16 protein-coding genes are annotated in these 18,295 nt (G+C 71.5%); 8 read left to right on the forward strand and 8 right to left on the reverse strand.

Translation table 11 applies throughout. The annotated features are described in order from the left end of the window. Positions 1-10: 10 nt before the first annotated feature. From iolD to iolC, 5 genes are read right to left on the reverse strand one after another with little or no spacing between them, the layout of a single operon-like run. Positions 11-1,936 carry a 3D-(3,5/4)-trihydroxycyclohexane-1,2-dione acylhydrolase (decyclizing) gene (gene iolD, locus QPJ90_RS00745; protein WP_290132567.1) on the reverse strand — a complete coding sequence of 642 codons (1,926 nt, stop codon included), beginning with the start codon at positions 1,934-1,936 and terminating at the stop codon, positions 11-13. Next, the gene (iolB, locus tag QPJ90_RS00750) at positions 1,933-2,832 is read right to left on the reverse strand and encodes a 5-deoxy-glucuronate isomerase (protein WP_290132568.1); all 900 of its coding nucleotides are present in this window, start codon (positions 2,830-2,832) and stop codon (positions 1,933-1,935) included. Before iolB ends, iolD begins: the two co-directional genes overlap by 4 nt. Positions 2,833-2,840: 8 nt before the next feature. Further along, on the reverse strand, positions 2,841-4,352 hold the full coding sequence (locus tag QPJ90_RS00755; protein ID WP_290132569.1) for a CoA-acylating methylmalonate-semialdehyde dehydrogenase: 1,512 nt from the start codon (positions 4,350-4,352) through the stop codon (positions 2,841-2,843). Then, complete coding sequence (locus QPJ90_RS00760) at positions 4,349-5,380, reverse strand: deoxyribose-phosphate aldolase (RefSeq protein ID WP_290132570.1); 1,032 nt, start codon at positions 5,378-5,380, stop codon at positions 4,349-4,351. Before QPJ90_RS00760 ends, QPJ90_RS00755 begins: the two co-directional genes overlap by 4 nt. After that, a complete protein-coding gene (gene iolC, locus QPJ90_RS00765; RefSeq protein WP_290132571.1) occupies positions 5,373-6,428 on the reverse strand; it encodes a 5-dehydro-2-deoxygluconokinase in 1,056 nt (351 codons plus the stop codon). Before iolC ends, QPJ90_RS00760 begins: the two co-directional genes overlap by 8 nt. 155 nt (positions 6,429-6,583) lie before the next feature. Between iolC and rmuC the strand changes: the two genes are divergently transcribed. After that, the gene (rmuC, locus tag QPJ90_RS00770) at positions 6,584-7,846 is read left to right on the forward strand and encodes a DNA recombination protein RmuC (RefSeq protein WP_290132572.1); all 1,263 of its coding nucleotides are present in this window, start codon (positions 6,584-6,586) and stop codon (positions 7,844-7,846) included. A 138-nt stretch (positions 7,847-7,984) separates the two neighbouring features. On the opposite strand, the gene glpX is transcribed toward rmuC, so the two are convergent. Further along, the gene (gene glpX, locus QPJ90_RS00775; RefSeq protein ID WP_290132573.1) at positions 7,985-8,974 is read right to left on the reverse strand and encodes a class II fructose-bisphosphatase; all 990 of its coding nucleotides are present in this window, start codon (positions 8,972-8,974) and stop codon (positions 7,985-7,987) included. 219 nt (positions 8,975-9,193) lie between these two features. Between glpX and fbaA the strand changes: the two genes are divergently transcribed. Then, positions 9,194-10,222 carry a class II fructose-bisphosphate aldolase gene (gene fbaA / locus QPJ90_RS00780; protein ID WP_290132574.1) on the forward strand — a complete coding sequence of 343 codons (1,029 nt, stop codon included), beginning with the start codon at positions 9,194-9,196 and terminating at the stop codon, positions 10,220-10,222. Between the two features lie 101 nt (positions 10,223-10,323). Continuing rightward, complete coding sequence (locus QPJ90_RS00785) at positions 10,324-11,592, forward strand: M18 family aminopeptidase (RefSeq protein WP_354670484.1); 1,269 nt, start codon at positions 10,324-10,326, stop codon at positions 11,590-11,592. Between the two features lie 135 nt (positions 11,593-11,727). Here QPJ90_RS00785 and QPJ90_RS00790 read toward each other — a convergent pair whose 3' ends face one another. Further along, positions 11,728-12,489, reverse strand: a complete 762-nt coding sequence (locus QPJ90_RS00790) for a DUF6264 family protein (RefSeq protein ID WP_290132576.1) — start codon at positions 12,487-12,489, stop codon at positions 11,728-11,730. Continuing rightward, positions 12,486-13,544 carry a 4-hydroxy-3-methylbut-2-enyl diphosphate reductase gene (locus QPJ90_RS00795; RefSeq protein WP_290134136.1) on the reverse strand — a complete coding sequence of 353 codons (1,059 nt, stop codon included), beginning with the start codon at positions 13,542-13,544 and terminating at the stop codon, positions 12,486-12,488. The genes QPJ90_RS00790 and QPJ90_RS00795 overlap by 4 nt, the downstream gene beginning before the upstream one ends. 143 nt (positions 13,545-13,687) lie before the next feature. On the opposite strand from QPJ90_RS00795, the gene xseA reads away from it, so the two are divergent. From xseA to QPJ90_RS00820, 5 genes are all read left to right on the forward strand, one after another. Then, complete coding sequence (gene xseA / locus QPJ90_RS00800) at positions 13,688-14,926, forward strand: exodeoxyribonuclease VII large subunit (protein WP_290132577.1); 1,239 nt, start codon at positions 13,688-13,690, stop codon at positions 14,924-14,926. Positions 14,927-15,051: 125 nt separating this feature from the next. After that, the gene (locus tag QPJ90_RS00805) at positions 15,052-15,315 is read left to right on the forward strand and encodes an exodeoxyribonuclease VII small subunit (RefSeq protein WP_290132578.1); all 264 of its coding nucleotides are present in this window, start codon (positions 15,052-15,054) and stop codon (positions 15,313-15,315) included. Next, positions 15,312-15,953: a DUF4245 domain-containing protein gene (locus QPJ90_RS00810; protein ID WP_290132579.1), complete on the forward strand. Its 642-nt coding sequence runs from the start codon at positions 15,312-15,314 to the stop codon at positions 15,951-15,953. Before QPJ90_RS00805 ends, QPJ90_RS00810 begins: the two co-directional genes overlap by 4 nt. 46 nt (positions 15,954-15,999) lie before the next feature. Next, the gene (locus QPJ90_RS00815) at positions 16,000-16,614 is read left to right on the forward strand and encodes a carbonic anhydrase (RefSeq protein ID WP_290132580.1); all 615 of its coding nucleotides are present in this window, start codon (positions 16,000-16,002) and stop codon (positions 16,612-16,614) included. A 133-nt stretch (positions 16,615-16,747) separates the two neighbouring features. After that, positions 16,748-18,169: a class II fumarate hydratase gene (locus tag QPJ90_RS00820; protein ID WP_290132581.1), complete on the forward strand. Its 1,422-nt coding sequence runs from the start codon at positions 16,748-16,750 to the stop codon at positions 18,167-18,169. Positions 18,170-18,295: the final 126 nt, after the last annotated feature.

The raw sequence follows: 18,295 nt of genomic DNA on the forward strand, positions 1-18,295 counted from the left end.
GGAGGGTGGTTCAGCCGAGGAGGGGCCGCTGGGCAGCGACCTGCTGCTCGTACTCGGTGCGGGCCTGCTGCGTGCTCGGGAGGGTCGAGGTCTGGGCGACCGGGACGTCCCACCAGCCGTCGCCCTCGGGGGCGTAGACGAGCGGGTCGGAGTGCACGTGCACGAGGGTGGTGTGGTCGTTCGCCTTCGCCTGGCGGACCGCTGCCGTGAGGTCGGCGACCGCGTCCGGCCCGGGCTGGACCTCGATCACGTCGACGCCGTACGAGCGGGCGTTCGCCGCGAGGTCGACGGGCAGCACCGCGTCGTTCTCGAACGAGCCGGTCTCGTCCAGGTAGCGGTACTTCGTGCCGTACCGCTCGGACCCCACGGTCTCGGACAGGTGCCCGATCGACGCGTACCCGTTGTTCTGGATGAGGACGACGACGATCTTGATGCCCTCGGCGACCGCGGTGACGAGTTCGGTGTGGAGCATGAGGTACGAGCCGTCGCCGACCATGACGATGGCGTCGCGGTCCGGGGCACCACGGCGCACGCCGATGCCGCCGGCGATCTCGTAGCCCATGCACGAGAACGCGTACTCGACGTGGTAGCCGAGGGCGTCCCGCACCCGCCAGAGCTTGTGGAGGTCGCCCGGCAGCGAACCGGCGGCCTGGATGACGACGTCGCGGGGGTCGGTCGCGGCCTGCACGGCGCCGATGATCTCCGACTGCCCGGGCAGCGCGAGCCCGGACGGCGCGAAGGCGGCATCGACCACGGCGTCCCACTCCTGCTTCCGCTGCGCGATCTCGGCCGCGTAGCCGGCGTCGACGGCGTACGACGAGTCGGTCGTGAGCGACGCGGTCAAGGCGACCAGTGCCTCCCGGGCGTCCGCGATCAGCGGCAGCTGCGTGCCGTGCTTGTAGGCGTCGAACGCAGCGACGTTGACGTTGACGAAGGTCACGTCGGGGTTCTGGAACGCCGTCCGCGACGCCGTCGTGAAGTCGCTGTACCGCGTGCCGATGCCGATCACCACGTCGGCCTGTGCGGCGATCGCGTTCGCGGCCGCGGTGCCCGTCGCGCCGACCCCGCCGAGGTACTGCGGGTGGTCCCAGACCAGGGAGCCGCCGCCGGCCTGCGAGGTCCCGACGGGGATCCCGGTCGCCTCGACGAAGGCGGCGAGCTGCTCCGACGCGTCGGAGTACAGCACGCCGCCACCGGCGACGATGACCGGACGCTTCGCCGCACGGATCGCCGCCACCGCACGAGCCAGGGGACCGTGCTCCGGCAGCGGGCGACGGATGTGCCACTCGCGCGGCTGCAGGAACGACACCGGGACGTCGAGGGCCTCGGCCTGCACGTCCTCCGGCAGGGCGATCGTCACGGCGCCGGTCTCGGCCGGGTCGGTCAGGACGCGCATCGCGGCGAGGGCGATCGAGAACAGCTGCTCGGGCCGCTCGACGCGGTCGAAGAAGCGCGACAGGGGCCGGAACGCGTCGGTCACCTGCAACGAGGTGTCGTGCGGCATCTCGATCTGCTGCAGGACCGGGTCGGTGGTCCGTGTCGCGAAGGTGTCGGACGGCAGCAGCAGCGCCGGGAGCCGGTTCGTCGTCGCGAGGGCGGCGGCTGTCAGCATGTTCGCGGCGCCCGGGCCGACGGACGCCGTCGACGCGAAGGTCGCACGGCGGCGGTGCATGCGCGCGAAGCCGACGGCCTCGTGCACCATCGCCTGCTCGTTGCGGGCCTGGTGGTAGGGCAGCAGGCCCGGCTGCTCGACGTGGAGCTGCTTGATGGCCTGCCCGAGCCCGGCGACGTTGCCGTGCCCGAAGATGCCGAAGATCCCCGGGATGGTGCGTTCACGGTGGTCACCGTCGACGGTCCACTGGTTCGCCAGGAACTCGACGAGTGCCTGGCCGACGGTCATCCGACGGGTCTGCGCCGGGCCGGTGTGCTGGCTCATCGGGAGGACTCCTTCTCGTAGGGCAGGCGGGGGTCGAGCTGCTCGCTCGCCCACGCTTGACGGACCCAGCCGTGGGCCGGGTCGTCGGTGATGTTCCAGACGCGCTCCGGGTCGGGCCCGGCCATCACGTTGAGGTAGTACATGTCGTAGCCGGGGGCGGCGACGGCGGGGCCGTGCCACCCGTAGGGCACGAGCGCGATGTCGCCCGTGCGGACCTGCCGGAACTCGTCGATCGCGCGGTCGTCCGAGGCGTACGTCCGGTGCAGCGCGAAGGGGTCCGCGGCCTCCGGGGCGATGTCCGCTACCCCGCGGGACACCGCGGCCTCGTAGTAGTAGATCTCCTCGAGGTTCGACTCCGCGCCGGGCACGGTGGTGTCGTGCTTGTGGGGCGGGTACGACGACCAGTTCCCGGCCGGGGTGATGACCTCGCACACGATGAACTTCACCGCGTCGAGCGCCGCCGGGGTGCCGAAGTTGTGCACCTGTCGACTCGACTGGCCGGCACCGCGGAGCTCCACCGGGACGTCCCGACGGGCGATGTAGGTGCTCGGCTTGACCGTTTCGGTCGGTGCTTCGGCCACGGCGACACGACCGGTGCCGGTGATCGTCGCTGCGGTCCCGGACCCGACGTACAGGACGTCCGTCGGCCCCTCGAAGACGCTGGCGCGTCCCTCGAGGACCTGCGTCGTGTCGTCGTACGCCACGGTGAAGCTGCCGGCGAGCGGGACGACCAGGCGTTCCACGGCGTCGGCCGGGAGACGCAGCTCGCCCCCGTCACGGAGGGTGCCGGTCCGGAGACCGGTGTGCGCCCACCCCGCGACACGTCCGTCCACCACGTCCGTCCAGCCCGCCTCGGGGCGGGAGCCGGCGGCGATGAACCAGTTGTCGTTCGTCATCGGGTGCGTCAGCCGTTCGACGGGAAGCCGAGGTTGATGCCGCCGTGCGAGGGGTCGAGCCACCGTGAGGTGATGGCCTTCTGGCGGGTGAAGAAGCTCACGCCGTCGGCGCCGTACGCCTTGTGGTCGCCGAACAGCGAGTTCTTCCAGCCGCCGAACGAGTAGTACGCCACCGGCACCGGGATCGGCACGTTGATGCCGATCATGCCGACCTGCACGTCGCGCTGGAACCGACGAGCGGCGCCGCCGTCGTTGGTGAAGATCGCCGTGCCGTTGCCGAACGCGCCGGAGTTGATGAGCTCCAGGCCCTCTTCGTACGAAGCGACGCGGACCACGCTCAGCACCGGGCCGAAGATCTCCTCCGTGTAGACCCGGCTCGTCGTCGGCACCCGGTCGATGAGCGTCGGGCCGAGCCAGAAGCCGTTCTCGTCGCCGTCGGGTCGGACGGTGCGGCCGTCCACCACAACCACCGCACCGTCCTGCTCTGCGACCTCGATGTACGAGGCGACCTTGTCGCGGTGCTGCTCCGTGACGAGCGGGCCCATGTCGCAGCCGCGACGCCCGTCACCGATGCGCAGCGTCGCCGCACGTTCCGTGATCTTCTCGATGAGCTCGTCCGCCACGGGCTCGACGGCGACGACGACCGAGATCGCCATGCAACGCTCACCCGCGGAACCGAAGCCCGCGTTGATCGCGTTGTCCGCGACGAGGTCGAGGTCGGCGTCCGGCAGCACCAGCATGTGGTTCTTCGCACCGCCGAGGGCCTGCACCCGCTTGCCGTGCTTCGTGCCGGTCTCGTAGACGTACTGCGCGATCGGGGTGGACCCGACGAACGAGATCGACTCGACGTCGGGGCTGGTGAGCAGCCCGTCGACGGAGAGCTTGTCGCCGTTCAGCACGTTGAACACGCCGTCCGGCAGTCCCGCCTCCTTGAACTTCGACGCCAGCCAGATCGCGGCCGACGGGTCCTTCTCGGACGGCTTCAGCACCACGGTGTTGCCGGCCGCGATCGCGATCGGCAGGAACCACAGCGGCACCATCGCCGGGAAGTTGAACGGCGAGATGATGCCCACGACACCGAGCGGCTGGCGGATCGAGTACACGTCGATGCCCGTCGACACCTGGTCGGAGAACTCGCCCTTCATCAGGCTCGGGATGTTCGTGGCGAGCTCGACGACCTCTTGCCCGCGTGCGATCTCACCGAGCGCGTCGTCGATGACCTTGCCGTGCTCGCTCGTGATGATCTCGGCGAGCTCGGCCTTGTCGCGGTTCAGCACCTCGCGGAACGCGAACAGGATCTGCTGCCGCTTCGACAGGGACAGGTTGCTCCACGCGGGGAACGCAGCCTTCGCGCTCGCGATCGCGGCCTGGATCTCGGACTCGTCGGCCAGGGCGACCTGCTTGGTCGCGACACCCAGCGCCGGGTCGAACACGGGAGCGGTGTTGCCGGACGCGGAGACGACGTGCGCGCCGTCGATCCAGTGCCCGACCGTGGTGGTGGTCTGCTCCGTGGTGGTCATGCGTTGCTTCCTTCCGGGATGGACGAGTCCATGGTGGTGGCGTCGGCGAGCCGCGTGTCGCGGTCGCGAGGATCTGTGGACGACCCGACCCGGGCCTCCAGGCTGTGGACGGACGGCGAGGCGACGCCTGCCGTCGCGTCCGCGCTGTGGACGAGTCCGGCGGCCACGTCGACGGCGGCGGCCACGTCGCCGTCCGGCGGGTAGAGCAGGGTCCGTCCGACGACGAGTCCACGCACGCCCGGCAGGGCGAGGGCGTCGGCCCATGTGCGGTAGGTCGCTTCGGGGCTGCCCGACGGGTCACCGCCGAGCAGCAGCGTCGGGAGGGTCGTGGCGGCCATGACCCGTTCCATGTCGTCGACGACGGGGATCTTCAGCCAGCTGTACGCGCTGGACTCACCGAGGCCGGCCGCGATGGCCATCGACGTGATGACGGCGTCGGCCGTGAGGTCGTTGACGACCTTCCCGTCCCGCCACGAGGACATGAACGGCTCGAGCATGATCGGCAGCCGGAGTGCGGCCGCCTCGCTCACTGCCCGGGCGGTGGCCTCGAGGGTCGGTGCGGTGCCGGCGTCCTCGAGCGCGATCCGGACGAGGAGCTTCGCGAAGTCGAGCCCGTCGTCCTTGATGGCGCGTGCCGAGTAGGCGGTGTAGCGGTCGTCCATCTCGAACGTCGCCCCGCGCAGGCCGCCGCGGTTCATGGACCCGACCACGACCTTGTCGTCGAGCGCGCCGAGGAGCGCGAGGTCCTCGATGATGTCGGGCGTCCCGAGCACCCCGTCGACACCGGGTCGGCCGAGTGCGACGACCAGTCGTTCGAGGAGGTCGTACCGGTCGGCCATCGCAGAGGCGTCGTCGCGGACGGCGAGGGCACCGCGGGCGGGGTGGTCGGCGGCGACGACGAACAGCTTGCCGTCCTCGGCGAGCAGGTCGCGCTTCCGACGGGCGTGCAACGTCTGCTGGACGACGTCGGGCTGTGCGGCGCGGACGTCGCGCAGGCGCTGGAAGTCAGCGGTGGTGAGCTCAGGCATCGGCCGTCTCCTCGGTGTGCGACGCGGTGGTCTGCGACGCGGTGGCCTGCGACGCGGTGCTGTGTGTGGTGCTCTCGGCCGGGTTGGACGCGATGAACTGCTCGATCTCGTCACTCGTCGGCATCGCGGTCGAGCACTCGAACCGGGTGGCGACGATCGCGCCGGCGGCGTTCGCGAACGCGAGGATCCGCCCGAGGTCCCAGCCCTCGAGCAGGCCGTGGGTGAGCGCGCCGCCGAAGCCGTCGCCGGAGCCGAGGCCGTTGACGACGTCGATCGTGTGCGGGCGGAACTCGACGAACTCGTCGCGGGTCTTCGCGAGGACGCCCTTCGGACCCTGCTTCACGATGGCGATCTCCACGCCCCGCTCGAGCAGGGCATCGGCGGCGCGGACCGGGTCGGTCTCCCCGACCGCGACCTCGCACTCCTCGCGGTTGCCGACCGCGACGGTCGCGTGTTCGAGTGCCACCGCGACCTCGCGCGTGGCGGCCTCGGGCGACGACCAGAACATCGGCCGGTAGTCGAGGTCGAGCACGGTGTGCTGCTTCGTCCCGCTCGTGGAGGCGCTCCGCGCCGCGAGCGCGACGTGGTGGGCGTGCCGGCTCGGCTCCTCGCTGAGACCCGTGACGGTCGTCCAGAAGATCCGGGCCCGCTCGATCTCGTGCAGGGGCAGCGACTTCGCGGTGATCATGAGGTCCGGTGCCTTGGGCGCCCGGTAGAAGTACAGCGGGAAGTCGTCCGGCGGGAAGATCTCGCAGAACGCGACGGGGGTGTTCAGCCCGTCCACGGTCTCGACGAAGTCGTTCGCGACGCCGAACTCCGGCAGGGTGCGGGCGATGTAGCGGCCGAACGGGTCGTTGCCCGTGCGGGTGATCACGGCGGTGTCAGCGCCGTGTCGGGCCGCGGCGATCGCGACGTTCGTCGCGCTCCCGCCGACGGACTTCGAGAAGGTGGTGACGTCCTCGAGCGGACCGGTCTGCTGCGGGTAGACGTCGACGCTCACGCGTCCCATCGTGATCACGTCGTAGGCGTGCGGTGCTTCGTTCGTCATGCGACGGGATGGACCTTCCGTGCGGCTTCATCGGCGGACGATCACGACTGTACACCTCGTTTGCCCTAATGTCATTACATGGTTTGCTCGGCGCCGCATCGGGGTGCGACACGGCCTGGAGGCGCGGTGTCGGTGGCTCCTGCCAGGGTCGCGTCATGCAGATCCTCGCCCTGGTCATCGGCCTCGTCATCGGCCTGGCCGTCGGTGCCGTCCTCGCCTGGGCGCTCGCCCGCTCGCGCGCCGGTGTCGACGCCGCCGCCGCGCACGCCACGGCGGACGCGCTGCGCGCGCAGCTCGACACCGTCCGCGCGGACGCCGAGGAACGCCTCGACGCGCAGGACGCGCAGTACCGCCGGCAGGTCGACTCGCTCGAGCGCCGGGCGGCGGAGCTCGAGCACCTCGTACAGCGGATGCACGGCGCCGATGCGGCACGGAACCAGAACGAGTCGAAGGTCCTCTCCGCGCTGAGCCCGGTCGCGCAGACCCTCGACGTCATGCGCGCCAAGATCGCCGAGCTCGAACAGTCGCGGAGCGAGCAGTACGGCGTGCTCTCCGCGCAGCTGCGGTCAGCAGCGGAGTCCGAGGAACGTCTGCGCGCCACCGCGGACACGCTCGCGAGCGCACTGTCCTCGAACAGCACGCGGGGCGTCTGGGGCGAGACGCAGCTCCGCAACGTGGTCGAAGCCGCCGGGCTCCTCGAACGGGTCGACTTCGACGTGCAGTCCTCCGTGACGACGTCCGCCGGGTCCGCGCGACCGGACATGGTCGTGCACCTGCCCGGCGGCAAGACCATCGCCGTTGACGCGAAGGTGCCGTTCAGCGCCTACCTGCAGGCAGCCGAGATCCCCGCGACCGCCACCGGGGCGGAGGGCGCCCGGCGCGACCAGCTCCTGCAGCAGCACGTGCGGGCGCTGCGGGCGCACGTGGACGCCCTCGCGGCGCGGGAGTACTGGTCCGGGTACGACGCCTCACCCGAGCTGACCGTGGCGTTCATCCCGTCGGAGTCGCTCATCGCCAGTGCGCTCGCGGCGGACCCGGGGCTGCTCGACCACGCCTTCCGGAAGCGGGTCGCGCTGGCCTCCCCCGTGACGCTGTGGTCGGTCCTCAAGACCGTGGCGTTCTCGTGGCAGCAAGACGTCGTCACGGCCGAGGCCCGCGAGCTCTTCCGTGTCTCGCGGGAGCTCTACGGACGCCTGTCGACGCTCGCCGGGCACGTGGACAAGCTCGGTCGGGCCATCCGCGGCACCGTCGTCGACTACAACCGCTTCGTGGGGTCGCTCGAACGGCAGGTGCTGCCGAGTGCCCGACGGTTGTCCCTGCTCGACGAGTCGAAGGTCATCGCCGACCCCGCCTCGATCGACGACGAGCCGCGGTTGCTCACGGCGCCGGAGCTGGTCGGGGCGCTCGACGAGGACTGACCCGCACGCCGCACAACCACGATCCGTCCGAACCACGCGGGAACATGGCTCGGACGGACTGTGGTTGTGCGAACGTGAATCGCACCGCACCGCACCGCACCTCACCGCACGGTGCGGTGCGTCCGCGGCCTCAGCGGATCAGAACCACTTCTCGGCGCGGTGGTCGGCCTGGATGCGGCGGATCGTGTTCGAGCGGCTGCGGAGCACGAGCGAGTCGGTGTGGATCACACCCCGCGAACGGCGGACCCCGTCGACGAGCACGCCGTCGGTCACACCCGTGGCGACGAAGAACGTGTTGTCACCCATGACGAGGTCGTCCTGGTCGAGGACCTTGTCGAGGTCGTGCCCGGCAGCGATCGCCTGCTCACGCTCCTCGTCGTCCTTCGGCTGCAGCTTGCCGAGGATCACCCCGCCGAGCGCCTTGATCGCGCACGCGGTGATGATGCCCTCCGGGGTGCCGCCGACACCGACGCACATGTCGATCTTCGACCCCGGCAGCGCCGCCGAGATCCCGCCGGCGACGTCACCGTCCAGCAGCAGGCGCGTGCCGGCACCCGTCGCGCGGATCGCGCGGATGAGCTCGTCGTGGCGGGGGCGGTCGAGGACCGCGATCTGCATGTCCTCGATGTCCTTGTGCTTCGCCTTCGCGAGCGCCCGGATGTTCTCCCCGATCGGCTTCTCCAGGTCGAGGACCCCACGCCCCTCCGGCCCGGCAGCGATCTTGTCCATGTAGAACACGGCGCTGGGGTCGTACATCGACCCGCGGTCCGAGACGGCCATCACGCTGATCGCGTTCTGCCGGCCCGCGGCGGTCAGCGAGGTGCCGTCGATCGGGTCGACCGCGATGTCGCACGCCGGGCCGTGGCCGTTGCCGACGTGCTCGCCGTTGTAGAGCATCGGGGCGTTGTCCTTCTCGCCCTCACCGATCACGACGACACCGTCGAAGTTCACCGTGCCGAGGAACTTCCGCATCGCGTCCACGGCGGCACCGTCCGCGAGGTTCTTCTCACCGCGGCCGACCCACGGCTGCGCACGGATCGCGGCGGCCTCCGTCGCACGCACGAGCTCGAGCGCCAGGTTGCGGTCGGGCTGGAGGAACAGGGAACCGGTCTCAGTCGTGGGAGTCACAGCGCCCAGCGTACCGACGGACAGCCGCGAGGCGGGCCGGTCGCGAGCGCCGTGAACGCATGTGCAGCACCGACGAACGCGGCGCGTGTAACCCGCACCGCGCCTCTCCCACCAGACACGGCCGGACCGCCGCTGGCGCGTCGCTCCGGAACCGGCCGGCGGGGCCCAGTCCGGCTGACTAGGCTCAGCGAGGACACCACCACGTCGAAGGAGATCGCAGTGCCCATCGCAACGCCGGAACAGTACGCCGAGATGCTCGAACGAGCGAAGGCCGGCAAGTTCGCCTACCCCGCGGTCAACGTCTCGTCGTCCCAGACGATCAACGCGGTCCTCCAGGGGCTCCAGGAGGCCGGCTCCGACGGCATCCTCCAGGTCACCACCGGTGGTGCGGACTACTTCGCGGGCCACACGGTCAAGAACCGTGCCGCCGGAGCCCTCGCGATGGCGAAGTTCGCCCACGAGGTCGCGAAGAACTACGACATCACGGTCGCCCTCCACACCGACCACTGCCCGAAGGACGCCCTCGACGGCTTCGTCCTCCCCCTCATCGCCGCGAGCGAGGAGGAGGTCCGTCAGGGCCGCAACCCGATCTTCCAGTCGCACATGTGGGACGGCTCCGCGGTGCCGCTCGACGAGAACATCGAGATCGCGAAGACGATGATCGCGAAGACGCGGAACATCAACGCCATCCTCGAGGTCGAGATCGGCGTCGTCGGCGGCGAGGAGGACGGCGTCCAGCACGAGGGCACGAACGACGCGCTCTACACGACCCCGAACGACGTCGAGAAGGTCGTCGACGCGCTCGGCCTCGGCGACCAGGGTCGCTGGATCGCCGCGCTGACCTTCGGCAACGTGCACGGCGTCTACAAGCCCGGCAACGTCAAGCTCCGTCCGGAACTCCTCGGCGAGATCCAGGCCTCCGTCGCCGAGAAGCACGGCACCGGCGAGAACCCGCTCGACCTCGTCTTCCACGGTGGCTCGGGCTCGACCGACGACGAGATCCACGAGGCCGTCCGCAACGGCGTCATCAAGATGAACATCGACACCGACACGCAGTACGCGTTCACGCGCTCGATCGCCGACTCGATGTTCCGCAACTACGACGGTGTCCTGAAGATCGACGGCGAGGTCGGCAACAAGAAGCAGTACGACCCGCGCGCCTGGGGCAAGGTCGCCGAGACCGCCATGGCCGCCCGCGTGGGCGAGGCCGCGAAGGTCCTCGGCTCGGCCGGCCACACCAAGGGCTGATCCGGCAGGCAGCAGCCGGGAGGCACGGGGCGCGTCCGACGGACGCGCCCCGTGCTGCGTCCGGTCGCCCCTGGCCGCGGTGGGCGACGCCGCGTGCCACGATGGGGAGCGTGACCGCCGACGCCATCGCCTCCGAGTTCGCCCAGTACGTCACCGAGTCCCCCACCGCGTTCCACGCGGCGGCGGTGGCGCGGGACCGACTCGTGGAGACCGGCTTCACCGAGCTGTCCGAGCTCGACGCCTGGCCGACCGCTCCCGGCGCGTACGTCGTCGTCCGTGACGGCGCGGTGATCGCCTGGCGGCTGCCGGAGGGCGCGACCGCGACCACGCCGTTCCGGATCCTGGGCGCGCACACCGACTCGCCGACGTTCCGGGTGAAGCCGAACCCCGCGGTGCGGACGCTCGGCTGGGAGCAGCTGAACGTCGAGGTCTACGGCGGCGCCCTGCTCTCCACGTGGTTCGACCGCGACCTCGCGATCGCCGGCCGGGTGGTCGACGCCGACGGCACCGTGCGGCTCGTCGCGACCGGCGCCGTCGCCCGCATCCCGAACCTCGCGATCCACCTCGACCGTGGTGTGAACGACGGCAAGGAGATCGACCGGCAGCGGCACACGATCCCGGTGGTCGGCGTCGGTGGCGACGTCGGCGGGACCGACGTGCTCGCGTGGCTGCGTGACCAGGTCGGCGACGAAGCCGTGTCGTGGGACCTCTTCCTCGCGGACACGCAGGCGCCCGCCCGGATCGGCATCGACCAAGAATTCCTGGCGTCCGGCCGGATGGACAACCTCACCAGCGTGCACGCCGGACTGCTCGGCGTCATCGCTGCTCCGTCCGACGCCGAGCACATCCCGGTGTTCGCCGCGTTCGACCACGAGGAGATCGGTTCCTCGACGCCGTCGGGTGCCGGTGGGCCGTTCCTCGAGGACGTCCTCGGCCGCGTGCAGGAGGGCCTCGGGGCGACCCGGTCCGAAGCCGCGCGGGCGTTCCGCGCGTCGTGGCTGCTCTCGAGTGACGCCGGGCACCTCGTGCACCCGAACCAGCCGGAGAAGCACGACCCGACGAACCGACCGCGGCCGGGCGGGGGCCCGCTCCTGAAGATCAGCGCGAACCAGCGCTACATGACGGAGGCGAAGGGCGAGGCGGTGTTCGCGGCGGCGTGCGACCAGGCCGGTGTCGAGTACCAGCCGTTCGTCAACGTCAACACGATCCCGGGTGGCTCGACCATCGGGCCGATCGCGGCGACCCGACTCGGGATCCCGACGATCGACATCGGCGTCGGGCTGCTGTCGATGCACTCGGTGCGCGAGCTCGTGCACGTCGACGACCTCGCCGCGCTGCACGGGGCGGTCGCCGCCTTTCTCGCGGGCTGAGCGCGGTCGCCGCCTTCCTCGCGAGCTGAGCGCGGTCGCCGCCTTCCTCGCGGGCTGAGCGCGGTCGCCGCCTTCCTCGCGGGCTGAGCGCGGTCGCCGTCTTCCTCGCGGGCTGTGCAGGAGGGCCCGGCCGGGTCAGCCGCCGCTCGCCTGCCGCAGCATCGCGTCGACCATCCGTGGGTCCTGCATCAGCACCACGAAGAACGCGGTGACGCTGACGGCGGTCCAGACCACCCCGCCGAGCAGGGGCACCCAGAACGTCCGCCGGCGCGCGCGGAGGCGGCGGACCGACCACCACACCGTCAGTGCGAAGAGCACGACCGCGGCGACCGCGATGACGACGGCCGCGGTGGTGAGCGCCGAGGGGTCCGAGAAGGTCGTGTACTGCCGCTCGAACGTCTGCCGGACCTGCGACGCCGTGGTGCCGACCCGCAGGGACCCGAGCACGTTCCACAACCCGAGGACGAGGAGCCCCACGGTGAGGCCGAAGTCGAGCGGCGACGCGCCGAACCGGCTGGTCGGCACGACGTCGGTCGCTCCCGGGGTGCCCGCGGGCGTGCCGGCCGAACGCCCGGTGCGGGGACGCCCATCAGTGGTCCGTCCGGGGCCCGCGGTGGCCTCGCGCGCCGCCTGCTCGCGGAGCGCACGGGACGCCGCCTCGCGCTCCTGACGTTCCTGCTCGACGAGGACCGGGTTCACCCACCCCTCGGGCGCGTACTCGCCGTACTGCGGAGCCGGTGTGCCGTGGGCGCGACCCGTTGCCGGGGCGGCGGCCGACGTGACGGGGCCGCGCCGTGCCTCCAGGCCGTCCCCGGGACTGCCGGCCGTCGACCCGCCCGCTGCCGACCGCCCGGCGGCCGGGTCGTGGGCCGGTGTCGAGGACCAGTCGCCGCTCATGCGCGCCGCCCGCCGAGCGCGCGGGTCGGCTGGCCGGCCGCATCCGTCCGGAGCTCCTTCGGGAGCGAGAACATGAGGTCCTCGTGGGCGGTGACGACCTCTTCGACGGCGCTGTACCCGGCGTCGGCGAGTTGCTCGAGCACCTCGGTCACGAGTTCCTCGGGCACGGACGCGCCGCTCGTCACGCCGACGGTGGCGACGCCGTCGAGCCAGTCCTGCCGGATCTCCTCGGCGTAGTCGATGCGGTGCGCGGCTGCGGCGCCGTGCTCGAGCGCGACCTCGACGAGGCGGACGCTGTTCGACGAGTTCGCGGACCCGACGACGATGACGAGGTCGGCTGCCGGGGCGACCTTCTTGATCGCGACCTGACGGTTCTGCGTGGCGTAGCAGATGTCGTCCGACGGGGGGTCCTGGATGGTGGGGAACCGCTCGCGGAGCAGCCGCACCGTCTCCATGGTCTCGTCGACGCTCAGCGTGGTCTGCGACAGCCAGACGAGGTTGTCGGGGTCGGACACCTCGAGCGCGGCGACGTCCTCCGGACCGTTCACGAGGATCGTGCGGTCGGGCGCGTGGCCCATCGTCCCCTCGACCTCTTCGTGCCCCTCGTGCCCGATGAGGACGATCGTGCGGTCGGCCTTGGCGAAGCGCGTGGCCTCGCGGTGGACCTTCGTGACGAGCGGGCACGTGGCGTCGATCGCGTGCAGGTCGCGGTCGGCGGCGCCGGCGACGACCGCCGGGGACACCCCGTGCGCGCTGAACACCACGTGGGCTCCGCGGGGGACCTCGGCGACGTCGTCGACGAACACCGCCCCGCGCTGCTCGAGCGTCGACACGACGTGGACGTTGTGGACGATCTGCTTCCGGACGTAGACGGGTTCGCCGTACTGCTCGAGGGCCTGCTCGACGGCGACCACCGCCCGGTCGACGCCGGCGCAGTACCCGCGCGGCGCGGCGAGCAGCACCTTCTTCGTCCCGGCGACCGGTTCGTCCCGCAGCCGCCCGCGCGCCGCGTGCACCCGCGGCGGGGCGAGGGGGACCGTGTGGCCGTTGGTGATCGTCACGTCCCCGATGATAGGTGAGCGGCACCCGCACGACCTGGGCGCGACCACCCCTGTGGAGAACTCCCGCGCGGCGCGGTGCGACCGGCCGTGTCACCGGTCTGCGGCAGCATGGGTGTCCCGCGTTCGGAAGGAGCGACATGGCGATCGAACAGGGCCCGCCGACGGCCGACAACCCCTGGCCCGTCGCGCTGCTCGGCGCCAAGCTCCGCGACTGGATCGACCGTCTCGGCACCGCGTGGGTCGAGGGCGAGGTCACGCAGTGGAACGTCGCCGGCGGCAACGTCTACGGCAAGCTCAAGGACGTCGAGGTCGACGCGACCGTGTCGTTCTCGATCTGGTCGAGCGTGCGCTCGCGCGTGCCGGCCGACCTCAAGCAGGGCGACCGGGTCGTCGCGGCCGTCAAGCCGAACTACTGGGTCAAGGGCGGCTCGCTCACGATGCAGGTCGTCGAGATGAAGCACGTCGGGCTCGGCGACCTCCTCGAGCGGCTCGAACGGCTCCGTCGCACCCTCGCGGCCGAGGGCTTGTTCGACCCGTCGCGGAAGAAGCGGCTGCCGTTCCTCCCGCACCGGATCGGCCTCATCACCGGCAAGGACTCCGACGCCGAGAAGGACGTCAAGCGCAACGCGCAGCTGCGGTGGCCGCAGGTCGAGTTCCGCACGGTGCACACCGCGGTGCAGGGCGAACGGACCGTGGGCGAGGTCACGGCCGCCATCCTCGAGCTCGACGCGGACCCGACCGTCGACGTGATCGTCATCGCACGCGGCGGTGGCGACTTCCAGAACCTCCTCGGCTTCAGCGACGAGACGCTCGTGCGCGCAGCAGCGGCGGCCACCACACCGATCGTGTCGGCGATCGGGCACGAGGCCGACCGCCCGATCCTCGACGAGGTCGCCGACCTCCGCGCCTCGACACCGACCGACGCGGCGAAGCGGGTCGTGCCCGACGTCGCCGAGGAGCTCGCGAACGTCCGGCAGGCACGTGCTCGGCTCGGCCTCCGGCTCTCGCACACGCTCTCGGTCGAAGCGGACCGGATCGCGGCGCTCCGCTCGCGTCCGGCGCTCGCCTCGACCGCGTGGCTCGTCGACACCCGCGCGGAGGAGGTGGCACGCGACCTCTCCCGCGCGCGCGAACTCCTCGACCGCCGGCTCGAACGGTCCCACTCCGACGTCGGACACCTGACGGCCAGGCTCCGTGCACTGTCGCCGCGGGACACGCTCCGTCGCGGGTACGCGATCGTGCAGACGGCGGACGGCGGGGTGGTGCGCGCGTCGGAGGACCTCGACGGCGCGACTCCGGTCCACGTCACGCTCGGGGCCGGCACGGCCACCGGGACGCTCGAGCCGGACGGGCCGGGTCCGGACGGCGCGGTGTGACGACCGGGAGGCACCGGGCGCGTCCGCCTCGCAGCACCGGTCCTGCACAGGGCCGGTTCCGCGAGGGGCCTGCACAGGCTCGGGTCGGCGACGCCGCGTCGGTGGCTGCTCGGTAGGATCGTGGTGTGTCATCCCAGCAGGAACCCGAGCAGGTCGTCGACGTCGCCACGCTGAGCTACGAGGCCGCGCGCGACGAACTCGTGCGCGTCGTCGCCGAGCTCGAGCAGGGCTCCGCGACGCTCGAGCGCTCCCTCGGGCTGTGGGAGCGGGGCGAGGCCCTGGCCGCCCGGTGCGAGGAGTGGCTGGTCGGCGCCCGCGCACGGCTCGACGCGGCCCGCGCGGCGTCTGACGAGCGCGGCACCGCGACGGACGGCGGTGACGCCCGATGACCGACGCGGACGGACGGCCCATCGTCGCGGAGCTCGGTCGAGCCGAGACCCCGGAGGAGACCTGGGCGCGCAAGGACGCCGCGCGCACGGCTCGCCGGCAGCACCAGACGGCGTTCAACCTCGTCATCGCGCTGATCGCGTCGCTCGGGATCGTCCTCTTCCTCGTGGCGGTCGTCGTCCGACCGGACACCCAGATCGTGGACCGCACGGTGGACTACCAGCAGGTCGCTGCCGACGCGGACGTCCGGGGCGTCGAGCTCGCCGCTCCGACGCTGCCGAAGGGCTTCTCCGCGAACCGCGCCGACTGGACGGACAAGTCCGGCGACGGCGTCGACGTCTGGACGGTCGGCTTCCTGACGCCGGACAAGCAGTACATCGGGCTGCAGCAGGGCGTCTCCGCGAACGCGTCCTGGGTCGCGAACCAGCTCGACCAGAAGCCCGCGACGGGTTCGACGACGATCGACGGCACGAAGTGGACCGTCTACGACCGACGCGACGAGGGCAAGGACGCGGGCAACAACGCCTACGCGCTCGTGCGCACCACCGGCAAGTACACCTTCGTCCTCGCCGGCACCGCCGACGACGCCTCGTTCCGCACGCTCGCGACCGCCGTGTCCGAGCAGTTCGCGGACCGGTGACCCCCATCGTCCACCCCTGACCGACCGCAGCACCCCGAGGAACCCCATGCCCGACCGCGCCGCCTCCACCCCGTCCGACGCCCTCCGACTGCTCGTCGAGGGCAACGCCCGGTTCGCCGCCGACAAGCGTCGGACGGGCCGGACCGATCCCGACCGTCGCTCGGAGCTCACCGGTTCGCAGGCGCCCTTCGCGACGGTCCTCGGCTGCTCCGACTCCCGCGTGCCGTTCGAGCACGTGTTCGACGCGGGCATCGGCGACCTCTTCGCGATCCGCAACGCCGGTCAGATCGTCGACGACGTGGTCCTCGGCTCGATCGAGTTCGCGGTCGTCGCGCTCGGCACGCCGCTCGTCGTCGTCCTCCGCCACACCCGCTGTGGCGCGGTCGCCGCAGCTCGTTCGGGCGAGCCGGTGCCGGCCCCGCACCTCCAGTCGCTCGTCGACGCCATCGCCCCGAGCGTCGAGAAGGTCCGCGCCACCGACGCCGACCTGTCGCAGGAGTCGATCGGTGCCGCGCACCTCGAGAACACCCTCGCGCAGGTCCTCGAGCGGTCGGGCGCCGTCTCGGACGCCGTCGCCGAGGGTAGGTTGGCGGTCGTGGGGGCGACGTACGACCTGGCCTCGGGCGAGGTCACGATCGACACCGTCGTGGGCGAGGCCTGACCAGGGCGCGACCAGCCCCGAACACCACCGGTACGACGGCGACCAGCCCCACGACCGGCACGACGGACCAGCACCGTCGCAGCACCGACCGACGCGACCGCGCCGGAGCACACCCAGGAAGGACCACGACGACGTGACCGACACCACCGAGACCGCAGCGACCACCGATGACGGGTTCCGCATCGAGCACGACACCATGGGCGAGGTCCGGGTGCCGAAGTCGGCGCTCTACCGCGCCCAGACGCAGCGGGCCGTCGAGAACTTCCCGATCTCCGGCAGCGGCCTCGAGCCGTCGCAGATCGTCGCCCTCGCACGGGTGAAGCGTGCCGCCGCGATCGTGAACGGAGCCCGCGGGATCGTGGACGAGTCGGTGGCGGGGTCGATCGTCGCGGCCGCGGACGCGATCATCGGCGGCCAGCACCACGACCAGTTCCCCGTCGACGTCTACCAGACCGGCAGCGGCACCTCGTCGAACATGAACATGAACGAGGTCCTCGCGACGCTGGCCTCCGACGTCGCCGGCACGCCGGTGCACCCGAACGACCACGTGAACGCGTCGCAGTCCTCGAACGACGTCTTCCCCACGTCGGTGCACGTCGCCGTGACCGAGGCCCTGATCCGCACGCTCGTCCCCGCGCTCGAGCACCTCGCCGAGGCGTTCGAGCGGAAGGCGACGCTCTGGGCCGACGCCGTGAAGTCCGGGCGCACCCACCTCATGGACGCCACCCCGGTGACCCTCGGGCAGGAGTTCGGCGGGTACGCGCGACAGATCCGGCTCGGCATCGAGCGTGTGGAGGCGACCCTCCCCCGCGTCGCCGAGGTGCCCCTGGGCGGGACCGCGGTCGGCACCGGGATCAACACCCCGAAGGGCTTCCCGCAGGAGGTCATCGCACAGCTCGCCGAGGACACCGGGCTGCCGATCACCGAGGCACTCGACCACTTCGAGGCGCAGGGGGCGCGGGACGCACTCGTCGAGGCCTCCGGCGCGCTGAAGGTCATCGCGGTCAGCCTCACGAAGATCAACAACGACCTCCGCTGGATGGGTTCGGGGCCGAACACCGGCCTCGGCGAGCTCCACATCCCGGACCTCCAGCCCGGATCGTCGATCATGCCCGGCAAGGTGAACCCGGTCATCCCCGAGGCCACCCTGATGGTCGCGGCCCGGGTCATCGGCAACGACGCGACCGTGGCGTGGGCCGGTGCGTCGGGCGCGTTCGAGCTGAACGTCGCGATCCCGGTGATGGGCACGGCGCTGCTCGAGTCGATCCGTCTGCTGGCGAACAGCTCGCGCGTCCTCGCCGACAAGACGGTCGACGGGCTCGAGGCCAACCTCGACCGTGCTCGCGCCTTCGCGGAGTCCTCCCCGTCGATCGTGACGCCGCTCAACCGCGTGATCGGGTACGAAGCCGCCGCAAAGGTCGCGAAGCACGCCGTCGCGGAGGGCATCACCGTGCGTGAAGCAGTCGTGGCCCTCGGCTACGTCGAGCGGGGCGAGGTCACGGAGGAACAGCTCGACAGCGCCCTCGACGTGCTCTCGATGACGCACCCGAACTGACGCGCCCGAGCTGACGCGCCGAGCGCGCGACGCGACCACCGGACGGACGGAGGCGCGGTGCCAGCCGGCACCGCGCCTCCCGTCCGTCTCGTGGCGTGGGAACCATGAAAGCGACATCGAACCGGC

The organism is Curtobacterium sp. 458, from assembly GCF_030406605.1.
Taxonomy (GTDB): Bacteria; Actinomycetota; Actinomycetes; order Actinomycetales; family Microbacteriaceae; genus Curtobacterium.